Genomic DNA, 16,194 nt, shown 5'->3' with positions numbered 1-16,194 from the left:
GTACTGAAACTGCGTATGACCTCGCAACGATGACGTGGGAAGAAGTGGAAGCCGCGTACGATCGGGCTGATCTGGTGATTCTCCCGTGTGGGAGCCACGAGCAACACTCGACACACCTTCCAGTATCGGTTGATTCGCTCCGAGCGGATCATCTTACCGCAGAGCTGGTAACGAGCGCAGAAAATCATGAGTTGGAAATCTATCGCCTGCCAACACTCTCGTATGGCTTCTCCGAACACCACATGCAGTTCCCCGGCACAGTTACTCTCTCGGAGCAAACGTATATCGAGACGATTATTGATATCGGACACTCACTCAGCGAACACGATGTCGATCGGCTGCTGTTGTTGAACTGTCACGGTGGCAACAAGGATTCCCTCTCAATTGCAGCCGATCGGCTCCAGCGCGATCACGATCTCACAACCCATTTTATTCACTGGACTGCGTATGCAACTGACCTCCTCGAAGAGCAGTTTGGTGACCAGTGGGGGCACGCAGGTGAGCATGAGACCAGTTTTGTTGAACTGTACCGACCAGATTTGGTTGTTGAAGCAAAGAAAGAGCCACAAACGGTGAGTGAGATGCCACAAACCAGACCGTATACCTACTTTGACGACATTACAAAACAAGGCGGGTTGGGCGACCCAACCGAGTCAGACTCTGCGTACATGGAAACCGTTGTCGAGCGTGCGACCGATCGCATTCTACAGGCGATCGCCGATGACATTGCAACCGGTTGGTAACAACGACTCTCATCGACGCCAATTGGTCAGTGATCAAATCACAAAAATACACGACAGCCTAGCAGTTTTTTCATAAGAGATAAACAGTCTTGTTACAGTATTTTTCGACTATCATACGGGCTGAAGAAAGTAATAACGGCCCGGACGTGGCAGTTTCATCCGCGGAATAGGTGTTACACAATGTCAATGCAAGCAGTGGTATACAAAGGACCGCATGAGGTTGCGGTTGAAGAGGTCGAGGAACCGGAACTTGAACATCCAAACGACGTACTGATCGACATCACAACCAGTTGTATCTGTGGGTCAGATCTCCATATGTACGAGGGGCGGACGGCCGCAGAAGAGGGGATTGTCTTTGGTCACGAAAACATGGGTGTTGTGACCGATGTTGGCGACGCAGTGAGTACACTGGAGGAAGGCGATCGAATCGTCCTCCCATTCAATGTCTCGTGTGGTTTCTGTCAGAACTGTGAAGAAGGCTACACAGGCTTCTGTACGAACGTTAACCCAGGCTTTGCAGGTGGTGCGTATGGGTACGTTGCAATGGGGCCTTATAAAGGCGGGCAGGCGGAGAAACTCCGTGTCCCGTATGCGGATCATAATGCCCTCAAACTCCCGGAGGGTCAGGCACATGAGGATTCGTTTGCCCTCTTGGCAGATATTTTCCCAACCGGATGGCACGGAACCAGATTGGCAGATCTCCAGCCAGGTGAGTCGATCGCAATCTATGGTGCAGGGCCAGTCGGGCTAATGGCAGCATACAGTGCACACATCCAAGGCGCATCCGAGATCTATATTGTCGATCGTGTCCCAAGTCGGCTTGAGCTTGCAGAAGAACACTGCAATGCACAAACGATCAACTTTGAAGAGGGAGACCCGGTTGAGCAGATCAAAGACGCACACGGCAGCGGGGTTGACAAAGGTGTTGATGCAGTTGGATATCAAGCGATCGATCCTGAGACTGATCCAGGTGATGACGCGTACGATCCTGCCCGAGAGAACCCTGCGGTCGTTCTTAACCAGCTTATCCAGACGGTACGACCAACTGGACGGCTTGGAATCCCCGGTCTCTATGTTCCATCCGACCCAGGCGCACCGGATGAGATGTCCGCACAGGGGCGGCTTGGAATCGACTTCGGAAAGCTGTTTGAGAAAGGACAGAAGATCGGCACCGGCCAGTGTAATGTCAAACGATACAACCGCTATCTCCGTGACATGATCATCTCCGGCGAGGCAGACCCAAGTTGGGTTGTCTCACACCGTGTTGGGCTTGAAGAGGCACCAGAGATGTACGAAGCGTTCGATAACCGAGAAGAGGGCGTTACAAAAGTGCTTCTCGAACCGTAAGCACAAGCACAACGTCCTATTTTTTATCCGTCTAACAAGCCATCAAAGAGCCGTGTGAACCGATCGGTTGCACGCTCCGTTGGTCGCGGTGTCACCGCTTCGAGGAGCGCAGCGGTCCGTTCAGGATCAGAAAGCGAGAGCGTCACATGGCCCCGAATATCTCGTTCTTTTTCAACGATCTCATCAGCAACGAGTCGATCGGTATGCCACGAAAGCGTACTGCGCGCAATCCCAACCGACTCAGAAACCGCAGTTGGCGTTGATGGGCCTTCAGAAAGCAGATATAAGAGAATATCACGGCTTGTTTCACGCCGGTATCGCGTGAGGAGACACCGTTCCCATGGCTCAAACGTTGGCACAAAATAATGGGTTCTGCCATCTCGTGGCTCTTTAATTACTCTCTCCGATCGAAGCAGCCTTTTTATATGATGTTGCACCTGTCCAGGAGCAAACTCTAACTCCCGGACAAGCGCATTAAAATGTATTCCCGGTTCATTCTCTATTCGCTGGTATATTTGTGTTCGTGTATCACTCATAAGATGCCTCTGAAACCTGTTTTTCAACCCGTCGTGCGTAGTAGATTGCAACAATTACAACTGCTGCCATGAGTGCATCAATTGCATGCTCAATCAGGTGATGGTTTGCCATCGATACGATGCCACCGATCGCAAGGAATGCGACCAATGCCCGACCAAAGAGTAAGCCAAATGCAACTGCTAAGAGGAGATATGCGACTGACTGGCGTCGGAAGAACGCAGCAACACTAATCAAAAAAACGATCGCCGAAAGCACACCCGCAACCCCGACAACCAAAAGTAGCGTTGTATTTGGCTCTGCAGGGATGTGTGCAGGGGCGAGTACCATATTCACATATAGTTGATTGGGACACCTAACTCGTTCGATCGGAACGCTGTTTCGACGCGTGTACCAACGTCTACGAGGTCAATACTAGGGATTAGACGTGCAGACCAGAATGGGTAAAAGGGACAATCACTGAGTATAAGATATGAACAGACGGATGTTTTTGAGTACACTCGGTGCGGGTGCTGTTGGCTCGCTTGCAGGGTGTACTGATCCGCTCTCCGTACTCGGTGAGACTACCTACGGCCGAGAGCCACCGCTCGTTTCCGATCGGCCGGATGCCATCTACTACCCAACGCATACCGAAGGAATGAACATGTCTGGGATGGGCATGGCAGATAACGGCCTCCATGTGCATCTGATGTACACGTTTCCGCACCGGTTCTGGCGAATCTTCTCCGCAGACGACGGTGGGTACGAGGCTCGAAAATTCGATGTTGGTCGAGATGACGCTGTCCATCTCATGGTAGGTGTGTGGGACCACGAGACGGAACTCCCAATCCCTGTTTCAGGTGTAAACATTGGGATCACTGGTGGCAATGACGTAAACGAACGTGAAACCGTCTATCCAATGCTCTCTCAACGGATGGGATTCCACTACGGGGATAACTACCACCTTGACGGTGATGGTGAGTACACCGCGGAGGTCACAGTTGAGGGTATCGTTGGCGAGGCCTACGGTGATTTCGAAGGTCGATTTGACCAAGCACAGACGGTTTCGATCGATTTCGAATACGACGAGGCCGAACGAAACGACCTCCCATTCGAAGAGTACCCTGATCGACAGGGAGAACAAGCCGCTGTTGAGCCGATGCATATGGATCATATGCCGCTTGGGTTCGCAGAGTCGCTTCCTGGAGAGTCACTAGGAGAAGGAAGAGAGGACGATATTCGGTACAAGGCTGCGGTCGTCGATGCCGATCGCTTTGGGAGCGATCCGTACCTCGCTGTGACTGCAGAGACACGATACAACGAACTACTCATTCCACAGTTAGGATTGGATGCAACAGTTACAACAGATGGGAACGACGAAACAGTTCCATTGTCACCGGCGATCGATCCCGAACTTGGCTTTCACTATGGAACACCAGTCGCCGAGCTAACGGCTGATTCGGAGGTTGCAGTGACCGTTACGACACCAGCACAGATTGCCCGCCACGAGGGGTATGAAACTGCATTCTTTGACACACCGACAGTGTCACTATCGTAGCTAGCAAGGCGGATAGCCTTTCAGGCAGTATCGTCAATAAGTAGCTATGGAGAGTGGCTCACGCACCGATCGACGCCGACTTGCAGTTGTCGTGTGGGCGGTGCTTGTGTCACAGGTCCTGTTTTATCCTGGATTGGATGCATTAGTTGTCGCGTTGGGTGCACCACGTGGAATAAGCGCCGGAATGTGGTTTTTGGTTGCGGAGTTTGCAGCGTTTGTCTCGTTTGCAGCCGTCTGGGGTGCGGCAAGTGATTCACTCGGTCGCCGAACTCCACTTGTCGTCTTTGGCGCATTTGGCGGGGCTGCAAGCTATCTTTTGCTTGCAGTGGTGCCCACTCTTGGACTCGGTTTTGAGGCCGTTCTCGTTATCCGTGTGATCGGTGGCGCACTCACAATCGGAGCGTTCTCGCTTGGGATTACAATGTTAATGGACCTTTCAGGCGGGCATGGCCGAAATATGGGTGCTGCCGGAATTGCGATCGGCCTTGGCGCTGCCGTTGGCTCGGTCACTGGCGGTCAGCTTGCAGCGATTGACCCATTTGCACCGGTGTATGCAGGTGCTGTCGTGCTTGCTGGCGCTGGATTGGTCGCTGCAACAGTACCCGATCGAGCAGCCGGTGGCGGCGTCGCACTACGTGCGGTTATTGGAACGCTTCGCGATCGGCCAGCACTTCGGGTTCCATACGCGTTTGGCTTTATTGATCGGCTCACAGCGGGCTTCTTCTCGCTTGTTGGGGTGTACTACTTCGGAGATGTGTTTGGGCTTGATGCTGCAGGAATCGGAATCGCGCTTGCGATGTTCTTCCTCCCGTTTGCACTGTTACAGTATCCGCTTGGAACGCTCTCGGATCGGATTGGCCGGTTTGTGCCAGTCATCATCGGCTCCGTCTGTTATGGAGTAGCAATCATTGCAGTCGGGGTGGCTCCGGTTGTCGAGTTGGCGATGGGCCTTATGATTCTTGTCGGCGTCTGTGGGGCGCTTGTTGCGCCGGCAACAATGGCGCTTGTAACCGATATTGTCCCCGCAGCAGAGCGCGGTGTCGCAATGGGTGGATTCAATGTGTTCGGCAGCCTTGGCTTTCTCTCTGGCTTCTTGATTGGCGGTCTCGTTGCAGAAACATACGGCTATCTCGCCGCGTTTCTGGTTGTTGGCGGGCTCGAAATCCTGATTGCGATCGGCGCGCTTCGAGCCGTTAGACAGCTCACAGTAGCGGATACCACGCCGAAGAACACACCTGCAGACTAAGCTATCGGTTCATGTCCAACTCGTACTCCCGATCGTAGGTGGCTGGACCCGCATCCGCTGCGGTTGGTTCTGTCGCGTGCTCACGATCGACAGTCACATCCGGTAGACACTGCTGACAGTACTCGTTGTATCCGTGCCGAAGGTTGAGCGGAACTCCACAGATCACGACATCACGCCTGTATGTTCGCTTTGCTCCTGTCCCAACTTGGCCATCACAAATAGCACACGATCCTGCGGCTTCACCAGGGAGTAGCGCGGTCTCAGAAACATTGGTTGTGATTCCGGTCTGCGTTGAACGGTATGGCGATCGGCGACCGCGACGAAATGCACTGACTGCAAGCAACCCGAACACCACTTGTCCACCAACAAGAAGCACTGGAAGCGCAAACGCAACAACAAGCGCATCACCGCCCATTGCAAGCGATTGGAGATCAACCTCGCTGAACACTCGAAGCGCCGCGCCAACAAGAAGTGTCGTTGTGACAATAACGAGGCAGGCCTCAATGATGCTTCGCGTGTTCGTAATAGATCGTCTTCGCGGTTTTCGAGAGGGAGTCGCCATGGGGTGGATGGAGTGGGTCGTTAGTGAATCTGCTCTGTTTTCATCCGATCGGCAAATTTTTCTCGGACTTTATCAAGTTTCGGTGGGATGTGGAACGAGCAGTATGCCTGATCGGGATTCTTTTCGTAGTAGTCCTGGTGATGTGCTTCGGCCTCGTAGAAGGTCTCAATCGGCTCAACCTCTGTGACAACCTCATCTGTATATGCGTCTGAGCTGTTGAGTTCTTCAATAAATGCGATTGCCTGCTCATATTGGGACTCCGTATGTGTGTAAATCGCCGATCGGTACTGTGAGCCAACGTCCGGCCCTTGCCGGTTGAGCTGTGTTGGATCGTGCACAGTAAAGAAGATTTCAAGGAGATCAACGTAGTCACGAACGGTTGGGTCATACGTGACCTGGATAACTTCGGCGTGTCCCGTATTCCCGGAACAGACCTGTTTGTACGTAGGGTTTTCAACATGCCCACCGGCGTATCCTGACGTAACCTCGGTTACACCGTCGATCTCTTTAAATGGAGCTTCGATACACCAGAAGCAGCCGCCACCGAACGTTGCGGTCTCTGTCGACATACATAGCTGTACGGTGTGGATTCATAAGAACCTGCGGAGAGATCGAAATTAGTGGGTGTAGCCCGCAATCGCGTCGACGACCGTCTCGTCATCAACAACAAGATTGTACGACTCTTCATCGTCATTCCACAGGACGAGTACATTCTCAAACTCAAGAACCGATCCATACGGTGCAGCAGCCAACTCGCCATTGAGTGCGGTTCGTCGTGTAAGGACCGCGTAGTGGTCAATCGTCTCACTTCCGTCTCCAATTTTAAATAGTGGGTTGGCGTCTGCGTCCGAACTCAGATTATGACTGAGTTTCACAGCAAGCAGATTGATTCGTTCAGTGACGTGATTCTCCATCTGTGCCATCTTTGCATATCGGCTTGCCGTTGATTTGAAGGGGAATCGAAGCTCCCCATCCAACCGAATAATGCTGTAAGCGAACTGCACATCAACATTGATGTATGCGTCCGGGTCCGGCAGTTCGATCGGTGTTTCATCATCTTTTGCGCCATCTGCAAGCCGTTGTTGGAATGGAGGAACCTCAAGGTCATCTCGAACATCGAACGACCAACCACGATCGCTTGGTGCGTGCCCATCCCACAACCGGAGCGTTGGTGCGTAGATGTTCAACGCGCCGTCCGGTGGGGCAACCGTTCGCTCAACATCACGAAGCCCAATTGCAGTGTTTTGATCCGCAGGCTCAATCGCAACGATTGAGCCATCCGGTTCGAGCCATGCCGTTGCGTCTGACACCACATCCGCTGGGGCGTCTAATTCGCTCAGTACATTTCCAAAGAGAATCAGATCAAATGTCTCCCCGTCCGCAGGAGTATAGGACTCAATCGTCGTCTCGTGGATCGTCGTGTGGAAGTTCGGACCGGTTTCCTCAAGCATCCGCGAGAGGATGTCCGTCGATGCGCTTGGCTCGATCGCATGATACTCCACGAGCGCATCAGCAGGGAGAAAGTCGGACAGCCCAAGCGCAGGCCCACCGGAGCCTGCGCCAACATCGAGTACTCGGAGTTGTCTATCGAGCAATCCACGTTCGGCAAGCGTCTCAAGCACATAGCCCACAACGGCATAGTAGTCCGGGAGATGATAGATCGCATAGCCAAGCGCAGCAACCTGATCGTACTCAACAGCATTCCCGTAGAAGTAGTCGGCTTTGAGCCGTCGGATCGCTTCACGGAGCCGGTCACCACTCTCTCCAACGTGCCAGTTGGCACCGTACTCGCCAACAAGCAGATCCTCAAGCGCAAAACAGTACGAGTCCGGGACTGCCGTAGGATTCCAGTTTGGGGCGTCCACTGGTTCCTCCGGAACTGGGACAAACGTGCCATCTTCCTTCTCGATCAGCCCCAAATCAAACGCCTCCTCACGAAGCGTCTGTTTGACGACCGCAGGATGTGGGTAGTCTTCAATATACTCTGCGATTTCTTCAGGATCGATCGGCCGCACCTGTCGGAGATACTTTGCGTTTGATCGGACTGCCTCTCGGTCAATCATTGCAATGGCCTCATTACGTCATTAGTCATGTCGGGTTCGAGTCTCCGTATCCGTACCTGCCTTTCGGTATAGCTCCGTGAACGCCGCTCGATCGGCGTCCGAAATTGCCTGGGCGGTCGCTGCAACACGATCTGCGCCATCGAAGGCGTCCTGAATCTCTGCATACACGTCCGGTGAGCCTTCAGTTACGGTGCTGACGAGATCATCGAGCCGTGCTGAAACCGGCGTTGCAAACTCCGGTCGAACATCCTCTGCTGCGAGTGCATACGCTAAAATTGCGGTATGAGCCGCGGACTGGACGGTTTCCATTGCTCGATCGTGCTCCTCGGCTGTCGTCGAAAAAACCGTGTTGCCAGCGGTTTTAAGATCCGACTCAATCGCCTCAAGAATCGGCCCGCTGTCTGCTGTGACCGCCGCGATGTTACCGGGAATTCGAGGCGGTGCAAACAGTGGGTGGTAGCTTGCCCGTTCAATCGATGGGGCGTGTGTTTCCATCGCCGAAAGTGGCGCAGCCATCACGCCAGAAATATCAAAGATCGCTCCGGTTGCATTCTCCGCGTACTGTTCGATCGCGGGGACAACAGCCGACATCGGAACGGAAAGACAGACTGCGTCAAACTGTTCGTCGGTGTCAGTCTCAACCGTACGGCATGTCGGTCGGCCAGCAGCCGCGTCCACAGCAACCGCAGAATCAAGATCAGCAAACGCAACTGAGGCGTCGACGGTGTCGGCAAGCCACCGACCCATCTCACCGGCACCAACGACAAGAAGTTCCATACTCGGACGTACGGGCGACTGCTCAAAAGTAGTTCGATGGACTCACCTACCGCTGTTTATTCGACAACATCAAATCGGACGTTTTCGTTTGGGATCGTCTCTCCATCATGCCCAAGTAACGTCTCAAAGTGCAACGAGATCGATTCAACAGGAACAGCCTCCTCAAACGTCAGCGAAAACAGGGGCTTGCTCCCATCAACCGATCGGGCTTCACCAGTCATATCAACTGCTCGTGCACGAACAAATGCAGCACCCTCACCGCCCTCTGCAATCTCAAAAAACCGTGTCAGAACGCTTGGTTCAACCTGTTCGATCGTTCCATCAGTACACGAAACACGGGCAGTGTACTTTTGTACACCCTCCGGCGCAGTAACAACGACAGCAACAGTGGTTGCTGTCCGATCCTCTGTACTCATAACTACTGTTTTTGCGGGGATCGAAGAGTGTCTTTCGACGTCTCTCAGAGATTCAATTTGAAAAGTCGGTTCAAGATGATCCCAACAAATGCAATCGCGAGTATTGCTGCGATCGATCCGAACGCAACGATCCAGCCAAACCATTCGGAGAACGCACCAATCACAACACTCCCGCTTGCGCCAAGCACCATGTAGACAGTTCGCACAAGGCCAAATCCGGCGTTTCGTTCACGTTCGGAAAGCCGATCAATGAACCGTGACTGCAGCGGTGCGCCCCAACTCATTGCAAGCCCCACAAGCATCACGGCAAAAACGATCGAGACAAAACCATCAGCAACCACAATCAGTCCATATCCAAACACGCCAGTGAGCATCGTCACCGCAGCGGCAGCATCACGAGAGAACCGATCTGAGAGCCACCCCGTTAGCGGTTGCGTCAGGCCGTGGACAACAAAATACAACGAAAAGAGGGCGCTTGCAGCAGCGGTTGAGAGTTCGTGATGAACCGCAAGAAACGTTGGAAGCCATGATGCAGTTGCCTGCCAAGAGAATGCACCAAGCATTGAGAGAAAGACGGTGAACAGGATGTCTCTCCGGGAGAGTAACTCAACAACGGGCCCGATCTGGAACCGCTCTTTGAGCTGTTGATCCGGTCGTTGGGGTGGGGTTGGCTTGATCCGCCACAAAAATAAGACGAACACTGGAACCGCAAAGATGGTCCCGAGTAGCAGTGCGGCTCGCCAGCCATAGCGTGCAGCAACAACTGCTGCAATTACCGGTGCAAGCAATCCTGCAAGCGGGCCGCCAGCGACATGAAACCCGATCGCCCGACCAATATCGTCGTATTGCCGTGAAAGAAATGTGGTCGCAACGCTGTAATGAAGGCCAGCACCCGCGCCGAGAACGACCGCAAACAAGAAAAAGACAATAAAGGATGGCGACAGCGCCAGCAACAGACTGGCGATTGCGGTGAGTCCAACTGCGGTGAGGATGATCGTGCGTTCGCCGAACCGATCGCCAAGGATACCGCTTGGAAACTGCGAAAGCGCGTATGCAACCCACATTGCGGAGAGCGCAACGCCTACCGTTGCATTGGTAACGTCAAACGACTCTCCGATCGCAGGGACAACCGGACTGATCACAAGGCGCGCGACCATTGTCGCGAAAAACGCGAGCGTACAGAGAATCAACACCGTGTACCGATATCGCCAGTTCACTGGTGGTGAATTTGGAGCGAGACAAAAGCCCGTTTTGCTTCCGGCGATCGAGTCAGGCTATTCGACAACGAGATCGATCGGATACTCCGTGATATTCTCGTAGCCGTCTTCAGTGACGAAAACAATATCTTCGATTCTGACACCACCGACTGCAGGGTCGTACAGCCCTGGTTCAACGGTAATCACGTGGCCGGCTGAAAGCTCCCCCGCGCGTGGATTCAATCCCGGAAGCTCATGTACATCTAACCCAACACCGTGTCCGGTGCTGTGAATGAACCCAACCTCGGTGGTTGGCTCGGTTCTGAATGTTGGCAATCCTGCATCCTCATACACTTCGCACGCTGCTGCGTGGACATCAGCACCCGTCGCACCTGGCTCAACCGCATCCAATGCAGCCGACAGTGCCTCCGCAGTCAGTTCATACCACTCACGAAGTGTGTCCGAGGGTTCGCCTTTACAGAACGTCCGAGTCATGTCGGAGTGATATTTTGACGCTTTCCCCCGTGGGAAGATATCGATAATAATCGACTCGTTCGCGTGGAGCGGCCCGCTCCCACGATTATGCGGGTCCGCTGCATCTTTCCCACATGCAACGATCGTCTCATCAAGCGCACAGCCATGCCTTAGCAGTTCGATTTCGATCGCCTCTTTGACTCGCTCGCTTGTGAGCGGCTCACCATCATCGTAGAGTACACCGTCTGAGACGGTTGCAGTTGCGATGAGGTCCTCTGCGGCGACCATTGCAGCTTCGTTTGCTGCTTGGACGGTACGAATATGGTCCAGTTCGTCGGCCGTCTTGACCGATCGAATCACCGTTAATACATCATCTGCGTCAGCTTCGACCTCAATCCCATGTTTGCGTAAGCCGTCTGCGGTGCCAAGTGGGAATGTCTCGGGGACAGCAACGGAGTCGACATCGTATGTGTTGAGGAAATCAGCATGCATACGAGCCGTTGCTTCATGTTCTGGGTACTGTTGACGGTACTCCGACAGGTCGTAATCCGACGGTCGCTCAACGGTATCTGCATGGCTCTCTTTTTGTGCTCGGCCATACTCCAAGCCAGATACAAGAAGATGTAGTCCAGAAGGGGTATACAGTGTCACAAACGGGTCAGGTGCGCCGAATCCAGCGAGATAGCGCTGATTTGAATCGGTGCTTGCTGCGTGGATAAGATAGCCATCGACATCGAGTTCGCGTACATGATCCGAAAGGAGGGATAGATCTGGTTCCATACCACAACTGCACAGTCAATCAGTAAAGCAATTTTTGTCGCGGAATAGCTCCTGGTTACGATCGGCAGTCCACGGTCTGTCGCCTTCGGTACGCTGATACCCCTCGAAATAAACGACTCTGTATGGACGCACATATTTCACCATCGACGGTTTCTGGAACCGTTCGGGCACCGCCGTCGAAGAGCTACACGCACAGAGCGATCCTTGCTGCAGGATACAGCGACGGTGCGACAGTGTACGACTACCTCGATAGCGCAGATACCAAGGCGACAATGCGATCGGTTGATGCCTTTGGTGGAACTGTCGATCGAAGCGACGATGGACCGCTTTCGATAACCGGCTTTGACGGCACGACCGGCGTCCCGGACAATGTGATCGACTGTGCGAATAGTGGCACGACAATGCGACTTGTGACGGCCGCTGCCGCGCTCGCAGACGGAATCACGGTACTGACTGGCGATGACTCGCTTCGATCGCGTCCACAAGGGCCACTCCTCGATGCACTCTCAGCATTGGGTGTGCGCGCCGAGAGCACCAGAGCAAATGGACAGGCACCGCTGGCAATCAAAGGCCCACTCACCGGTGGGTCAGTCTCGATCCCTGGAGACGTCTCCTCACAGTATATTTCAGCGCTGCTCATGGCCGGTGCTGTGACCGACGATGGAATCGAGATTGAGCTGACCACAGAGCTGAAGTCTGCACCATATGTCGATATTACACTTGAGGTCTTAGACGCATTTGGTGTGGTCGCAGAGCCAGTTGGTGCAGATCCGGATAGCGAGATTCGATCGGCCGGTGCGGATGGGTTTGTTGTCGAGGGCGGCCAACAGTACCGCGCCGAGGATGGAACGTATCATGTTCCGGGTGACTTCTCCTCGATGTCGTATCTGCTTGCAGCAGGGGCTGTGGCTGCAGCGGCTGGAACGGAAGTCATCGTGAAAGGTGCACAGCCAAGTGCACAAGGGGACAGTGCGATCGTCTCAATTCTCGAAGCGATGGGTGCTACGATTGAATGGGATACCACCGCAGGCGAGATTCGCATCGAGAAATCCACGCTTACAGGGACGACCGTTGACGTTGGTGATACACCGGATCTACTCCCAACAATTGCACTGCTCGGAGCGATCGCAGATGGAGAGACAGTGATTGAAAACTGCGCACACGTCCGGCTGAAAGAGACCGATCGAGTGAGCGCAATGGCAACCGAACTCGAAAAGATGGGTGCAAAAGTGACCGAGGAAGAAGATACGCTCACCATCCACGGCGAGGAGACAACGCTTACGGGCGCGACTGTTGCTGGCTACCACGATCATCGGATTATTATGTCGCTGACGATCGCTGGCTTCTGTGCAGACGGCAAAACAACAGTCACCGGAGCCGAACACGTTGATGTCTCATTCCCGAACTTCTTTGAGGCGATGCGCGATCTCGGCGCGACGGTTGAGCTTTCGGACTGAGCCAACGCCCCCTATTTTTGATCGTGTTTCGGTGACACTGGTTTCTCGAAAGGATCTCCGGTTCCAGGAACTGTTTGCCCCGGGGATCGATCGGAGACAACGCGTTGTGGGAATGGAATGCTGATTCCTTCGGCTGCAAACTCCTTTTGAATCCGCGTCACGATCGCTGCTTTTGACCGCCATCGGAGTTGAGGCATCGGTGGATCAATCCAGAACCGCATATCCAAAATGATCGCAGAGTCGCCAAACTCTGCAGGAATGACGTGCGGCTGTGGATTGTTTGCGATCGAGTCAATGTCATCAAGCACTGACTGTGCGATTTCACACGCATGCGTTGGGTCGCTTTCATAATCAATCCCAACATCCATATGCAGACGGATCTTCCCCTCTCGAGTTCGGTTTGTGATCGCATCGTCTGTGACGTTATCATTTGGAATGACGACGTATTCTCCGTCGAAGTTCCGCATATGTGTGTTCATGATCGTAATCTCCGTAATGAACCCCTCCTCTTCGCCGATTTGCACCCAATCGCCGATCTCAAACGGACGAGAAAACATCAGTACAAATCCGGCGATAAGTGAGCCAAGCGTCTGTCGGGCAGCCATACCCAATACAATTCCCAAGAAACCAGCACCTACAAGGAATCCACTCAGGTCGATTCCCCAGACACCAAGTGCGGTAATTGCAGCAAGCACGAGGAGCGAGACCTGGACAAGCCGTGTGAGCAACTGTTGCTGGTGAGCGGTGATCTGATCGGTGTCTTGGCTGAATTCGGTGATGAGCTCATCAAGCAAGTCGCTGCCGATGTATGCTCCACCAAGCAGTCCAACCGTGATGACAATGCGTGTTCCGATCGAAAATGCATCTTCAGCAAGCGGGAGAAGGAACAAGACAACATCTAGCTGCCCCCACAGAATGAGAATTGCAACAATTGTGAGCACGAAGAGAAGCAGTTGGAGGAGGCCAATAAATAACCGAAGAAGGGCCGAAATTGGGACTGATACTGCAAGCTTATCACGCGATTTTTCCGCTCGGCCCTGAAGGAGGCGCTCGCTCCATGTTCCAACCAGTCTTTGTGTTGTCGTCACAATCCGTGGAATGAGAAGCCATCCAAGCCCGAGTGCGAATAGAATGATCACAACCGATGCCGCCAAACGCATCTCCGTTGAAGCAATATCACTCAATAACGACTCCAACTGCGAGACGACGCTCCACCACATTGTCTCTCTATTGTTAATATCATCTGATAAGTGGCCTGCTTCAACTATCAGATACGATATCCGATATTAAATGACTGTGCCGTGTTTTTTATTTGGCAGCGATTTCTCGACCGATCGATAGAAATCAAATCGCTGCACCAGTTCTTTGCGGAGTTCACTTGGTGGGACAATCTCATCGACAACGACCTCGCTTGCCATTCGGTGAATGTCGATATCCTCTCGATACTCCGCGCGAAGCTGTGCTTCCATCGCTGCGCGTTCGTCCGGGTCGTCGATCGATGCAAGCTTTCTGGCGTATACCGCGTTGATCGCTGCTTCTGGCCCCATAATTCCAATCTCTCCCGATGGAAGGCCAATAACGCTCTCCGGATCGTAGGCAGGACCACCCATTGCGTAGATACCCGCACCGTATGCCTTTCGAACAACCACGGTCTGTTTTGGAACGGTTGCAGAAGAGGTTGCGTAGATCATCTTCTTTCCTTTCTCTAAGATCGCATCTTTTTCAACCTGTGATCCTGCCATGAACCCCGGTGTATCACAGAGATAGAGCAGTGGGATTTCGTACGCATCGCAAGTCCAGATGAATTGAGCTGCTTTTTCAGCCGCATCCGGGAAGATTGCACCCGATCGGGCGATCGGCTGGTTTGCGATGACACCGGTTGGGCGACCATCAATCCGAGCGAACGCAGTGACGATCTCCGGTCCGTATGCCGCTTTTATTTCAAACACAGAGTTCGCATCTGCGATTCGCTCAATAAGATCGTGAACGTCGTACGGTCGGTTTGGTTCCTCGGGGATGAGTTCATCAATTCCTGCAGGGTCGTACTTTGGCGGCCGTGGCGTGCTTCGTGGTGGCTTCTCTCCTGCTTTGTCAGGGAGATAGCTGATAAGTTGGGAGACAAGTTGACGAGCGTGTTCTTCATCCCGTGCAATGAGATCGGCCGAGCCGGAGTATTTTGCGTGAATCTCCGGTCCACCGAGGTCCTGCATGTCGATCTCCTCACCCGTTACCATCTTAACCATCCGTGGTGAGGCGATCGCCATTGCGCTCATCCCCTCGACCATAATAGTGAAATCAGCGAATACAGGCGTGTATGCTGCTCCAGCAATACATGGACCATACAGGACACAGATCTGTGGGACACGACCGGAGAGCATCGAATGATTGTAGTAGTATTTACCGATGCCCTCGCGGTTTGCGAAGAACCCAGTTTGTTGATCAATACGGCCGCCAGAGGAGTCCATCAGATACAGAACCGGTTTGCCAGTTTTGAGTGCACGCTGTTGCATTCGGAGGAATTTTTCAACACCAAGGCGGGCCATTGATCCGGCTTTCACGGTAAAATCATTGGCCATGAAATGAACGTCACGGCCATCAAACTCCGCAGCACCAGTTAACAAGCCATCTCCAGGAAGTCGAGTATTTTCGTCTGCTTCTTCAACCTCTGGACTCGATGGATGCCAGTTATCAAACGCAGCAAACTTTCCATCCTCAAATTTAATTTGGGAGTCCTCAGCGTCGTCGCCAAACCACAATGATAACCGATCGCGAACGAACCGTTTTCCTTGTTCTGGAAGCCGCTGTTTGTACTTTTCAGGCCCACCCGCGAGAATATCGTCGATTTCGTCTTTTAGCGTCTGTTCTCTTTCGGTCGGCCCGAACTCATCAGCAAGCGGATACTGCGGCGCTCCGTTTGCAGCCGGTTCGCCTGCATCACCAATAAAAACCTCAACAGCAACCCCGAGGTGCGTCGCAACCGCAGACGCGATCGCCTCTGCCTCCTCATGGCTTGTTCCCTCACCAACATAGACGTGCATGCTCGCAAGTGTTGCCGCGTATTG

At 53.3% G+C, this 16,194-nt stretch carries 16 protein-coding genes; 5 read left to right on the top strand and 11 right to left on the bottom strand.

All coding sequences use genetic code 11. The features are described from left to right. Positions 1-29 precede the first annotated feature (29 nt). Both AArcSt2_RS09485 and AArcSt2_RS09480 read left to right on the top strand, forming a co-directional pair. Entirely contained in the window at positions 30-743 is a 714-nt protein-coding gene (locus AArcSt2_RS09485) for a creatininase family protein (protein WP_250584500.1), read from the top strand. Between the two features lie 186 nt (positions 744-929). Next, positions 930-2,090: a glutathione-independent formaldehyde dehydrogenase gene (locus tag AArcSt2_RS09480; protein ID WP_174654616.1), complete on the top strand. Its 1,161-nt coding sequence runs from the start codon at positions 930-932 to the stop codon at positions 2,088-2,090. Positions 2,091-2,113: 23 nt separating this feature from the next. On the opposite strand, the gene AArcSt2_RS09475 is transcribed toward AArcSt2_RS09480, so the two are convergent. Then, complete coding sequence (locus tag AArcSt2_RS09475; RefSeq protein WP_250584187.1) at positions 2,114-2,626, bottom strand: winged helix-turn-helix transcriptional regulator; 513 nt, start codon at positions 2,624-2,626, stop codon at positions 2,114-2,116. Further along, positions 2,619-2,954 carry a DUF7471 family protein gene (locus AArcSt2_RS09470; RefSeq protein ID WP_174653718.1) on the bottom strand — a complete coding sequence of 112 codons (336 nt, stop codon included), beginning with the start codon at positions 2,952-2,954 and terminating at the stop codon, positions 2,619-2,621. The genes AArcSt2_RS09475 and AArcSt2_RS09470 overlap by 8 nt, the downstream gene beginning before the upstream one ends. Positions 2,955-3,096: 142 nt before the next feature. Here AArcSt2_RS09470 and AArcSt2_RS09465 point away from each other — a divergent pair, with 142 nt between their 5' ends. Together AArcSt2_RS09465 and AArcSt2_RS09460 are read left to right on the top strand one after the other, a co-directional pair. After that, positions 3,097-4,161 carry a DUF7350 domain-containing protein gene (locus AArcSt2_RS09465; protein WP_250584185.1) on the top strand — a complete coding sequence of 355 codons (1,065 nt, stop codon included), beginning with the start codon at positions 3,097-3,099 and terminating at the stop codon, positions 4,159-4,161. 46 nt (positions 4,162-4,207) lie between these two features. After that, positions 4,208-5,407 (top strand): MFS transporter, encoded by a 1,200-nt coding sequence (locus tag AArcSt2_RS09460; RefSeq protein ID WP_250584183.1) that lies wholly within the window; start codon positions 4,208-4,210, stop codon positions 5,405-5,407. Position 5,408: 1 nt separating this feature from the next. Here AArcSt2_RS09460 and AArcSt2_RS09455 read toward each other — a convergent pair whose 3' ends face one another. The 7 genes from AArcSt2_RS09455 to AArcSt2_RS09425 are packed head-to-tail and all read right to left on the bottom strand — an operon-like array spanning position 5,409 to position 11,675. Beyond that, positions 5,409-5,969, bottom strand: coding sequence for a DUF8108 domain-containing protein (locus AArcSt2_RS09455; protein ID WP_250584181.1), 561 nt, complete (start codon positions 5,967-5,969; stop codon positions 5,409-5,411). Positions 5,970-5,989: 20 nt separating this feature from the next. Then, positions 5,990-6,538, bottom strand: a complete 549-nt coding sequence (gene msrA / locus AArcSt2_RS09450) for a peptide-methionine (S)-S-oxide reductase MsrA (RefSeq protein WP_174653722.1) — start codon at positions 6,536-6,538, stop codon at positions 5,990-5,992. Positions 6,539-6,586: 48 nt separating this feature from the next. Next, a complete protein-coding gene (locus tag AArcSt2_RS09445; RefSeq protein WP_250584179.1) occupies positions 6,587-8,032 on the bottom strand; it encodes a small ribosomal subunit Rsm22 family protein in 1,446 nt (481 codons plus the stop codon). A 21-nt stretch (positions 8,033-8,053) separates the two neighbouring features. After that, positions 8,054-8,809 (bottom strand): prephenate dehydrogenase/arogenate dehydrogenase family protein, encoded by a 756-nt coding sequence (locus tag AArcSt2_RS09440; protein WP_250584177.1) that lies wholly within the window; start codon positions 8,807-8,809, stop codon positions 8,054-8,056. Positions 8,810-8,865: 56 nt separating this feature from the next. Continuing rightward, entirely contained in the window at positions 8,866-9,225 is a 360-nt protein-coding gene (locus AArcSt2_RS09435) for a hypothetical protein (protein ID WP_250584176.1), read from the bottom strand. Positions 9,226-9,269: 44 nt separating this feature from the next. Next, positions 9,270-10,442 (bottom strand): MFS transporter, encoded by a 1,173-nt coding sequence (locus tag AArcSt2_RS09430; protein WP_250584174.1) that lies wholly within the window; start codon positions 10,440-10,442, stop codon positions 9,270-9,272. A gap of 57 nt (positions 10,443-10,499) precedes the next feature. After that, positions 10,500-11,675, bottom strand: a complete 1,176-nt coding sequence (locus tag AArcSt2_RS09425; RefSeq protein WP_174653727.1) for a M24 family metallopeptidase — start codon at positions 11,673-11,675, stop codon at positions 10,500-10,502. Positions 11,676-11,797: 122 nt separating this feature from the next. On the opposite strand from AArcSt2_RS09425, the gene aroA reads away from it, so the two are divergent. Further along, positions 11,798-13,132, top strand: coding sequence for a 3-phosphoshikimate 1-carboxyvinyltransferase (gene aroA, locus AArcSt2_RS09420; protein WP_250584172.1), 1,335 nt, complete (start codon positions 11,798-11,800; stop codon positions 13,130-13,132). Positions 13,133-13,143: 11 nt separating this feature from the next. On the opposite strand, the gene AArcSt2_RS09415 is transcribed toward aroA, so the two are convergent. After that, positions 13,144-14,352, bottom strand: coding sequence for a mechanosensitive ion channel family protein (locus tag AArcSt2_RS09415; protein WP_174653729.1), 1,209 nt, complete (start codon positions 14,350-14,352; stop codon positions 13,144-13,146). A gap of 66 nt (positions 14,353-14,418) precedes the next feature. Further along, on the bottom strand, positions 14,419-16,170 hold the full coding sequence (locus tag AArcSt2_RS09410) for an acyl-CoA carboxylase subunit beta (RefSeq protein WP_174653730.1): 1,752 nt from the start codon (positions 16,168-16,170) through the stop codon (positions 14,419-14,421). Between the last annotated feature and the right edge of the window lie 24 nt (positions 16,171-16,194).

This window comes from Natronocalculus amylovorans (assembly GCF_023638035.1).
In the GTDB taxonomy this organism is placed as follows: Archaea; Halobacteriota; Halobacteria; order Halobacteriales; family Haloferacaceae; genus Natronocalculus; species Natronocalculus amylovorans.
This window is presented reverse-complemented; position numbering and strand designations above follow the sequence as displayed.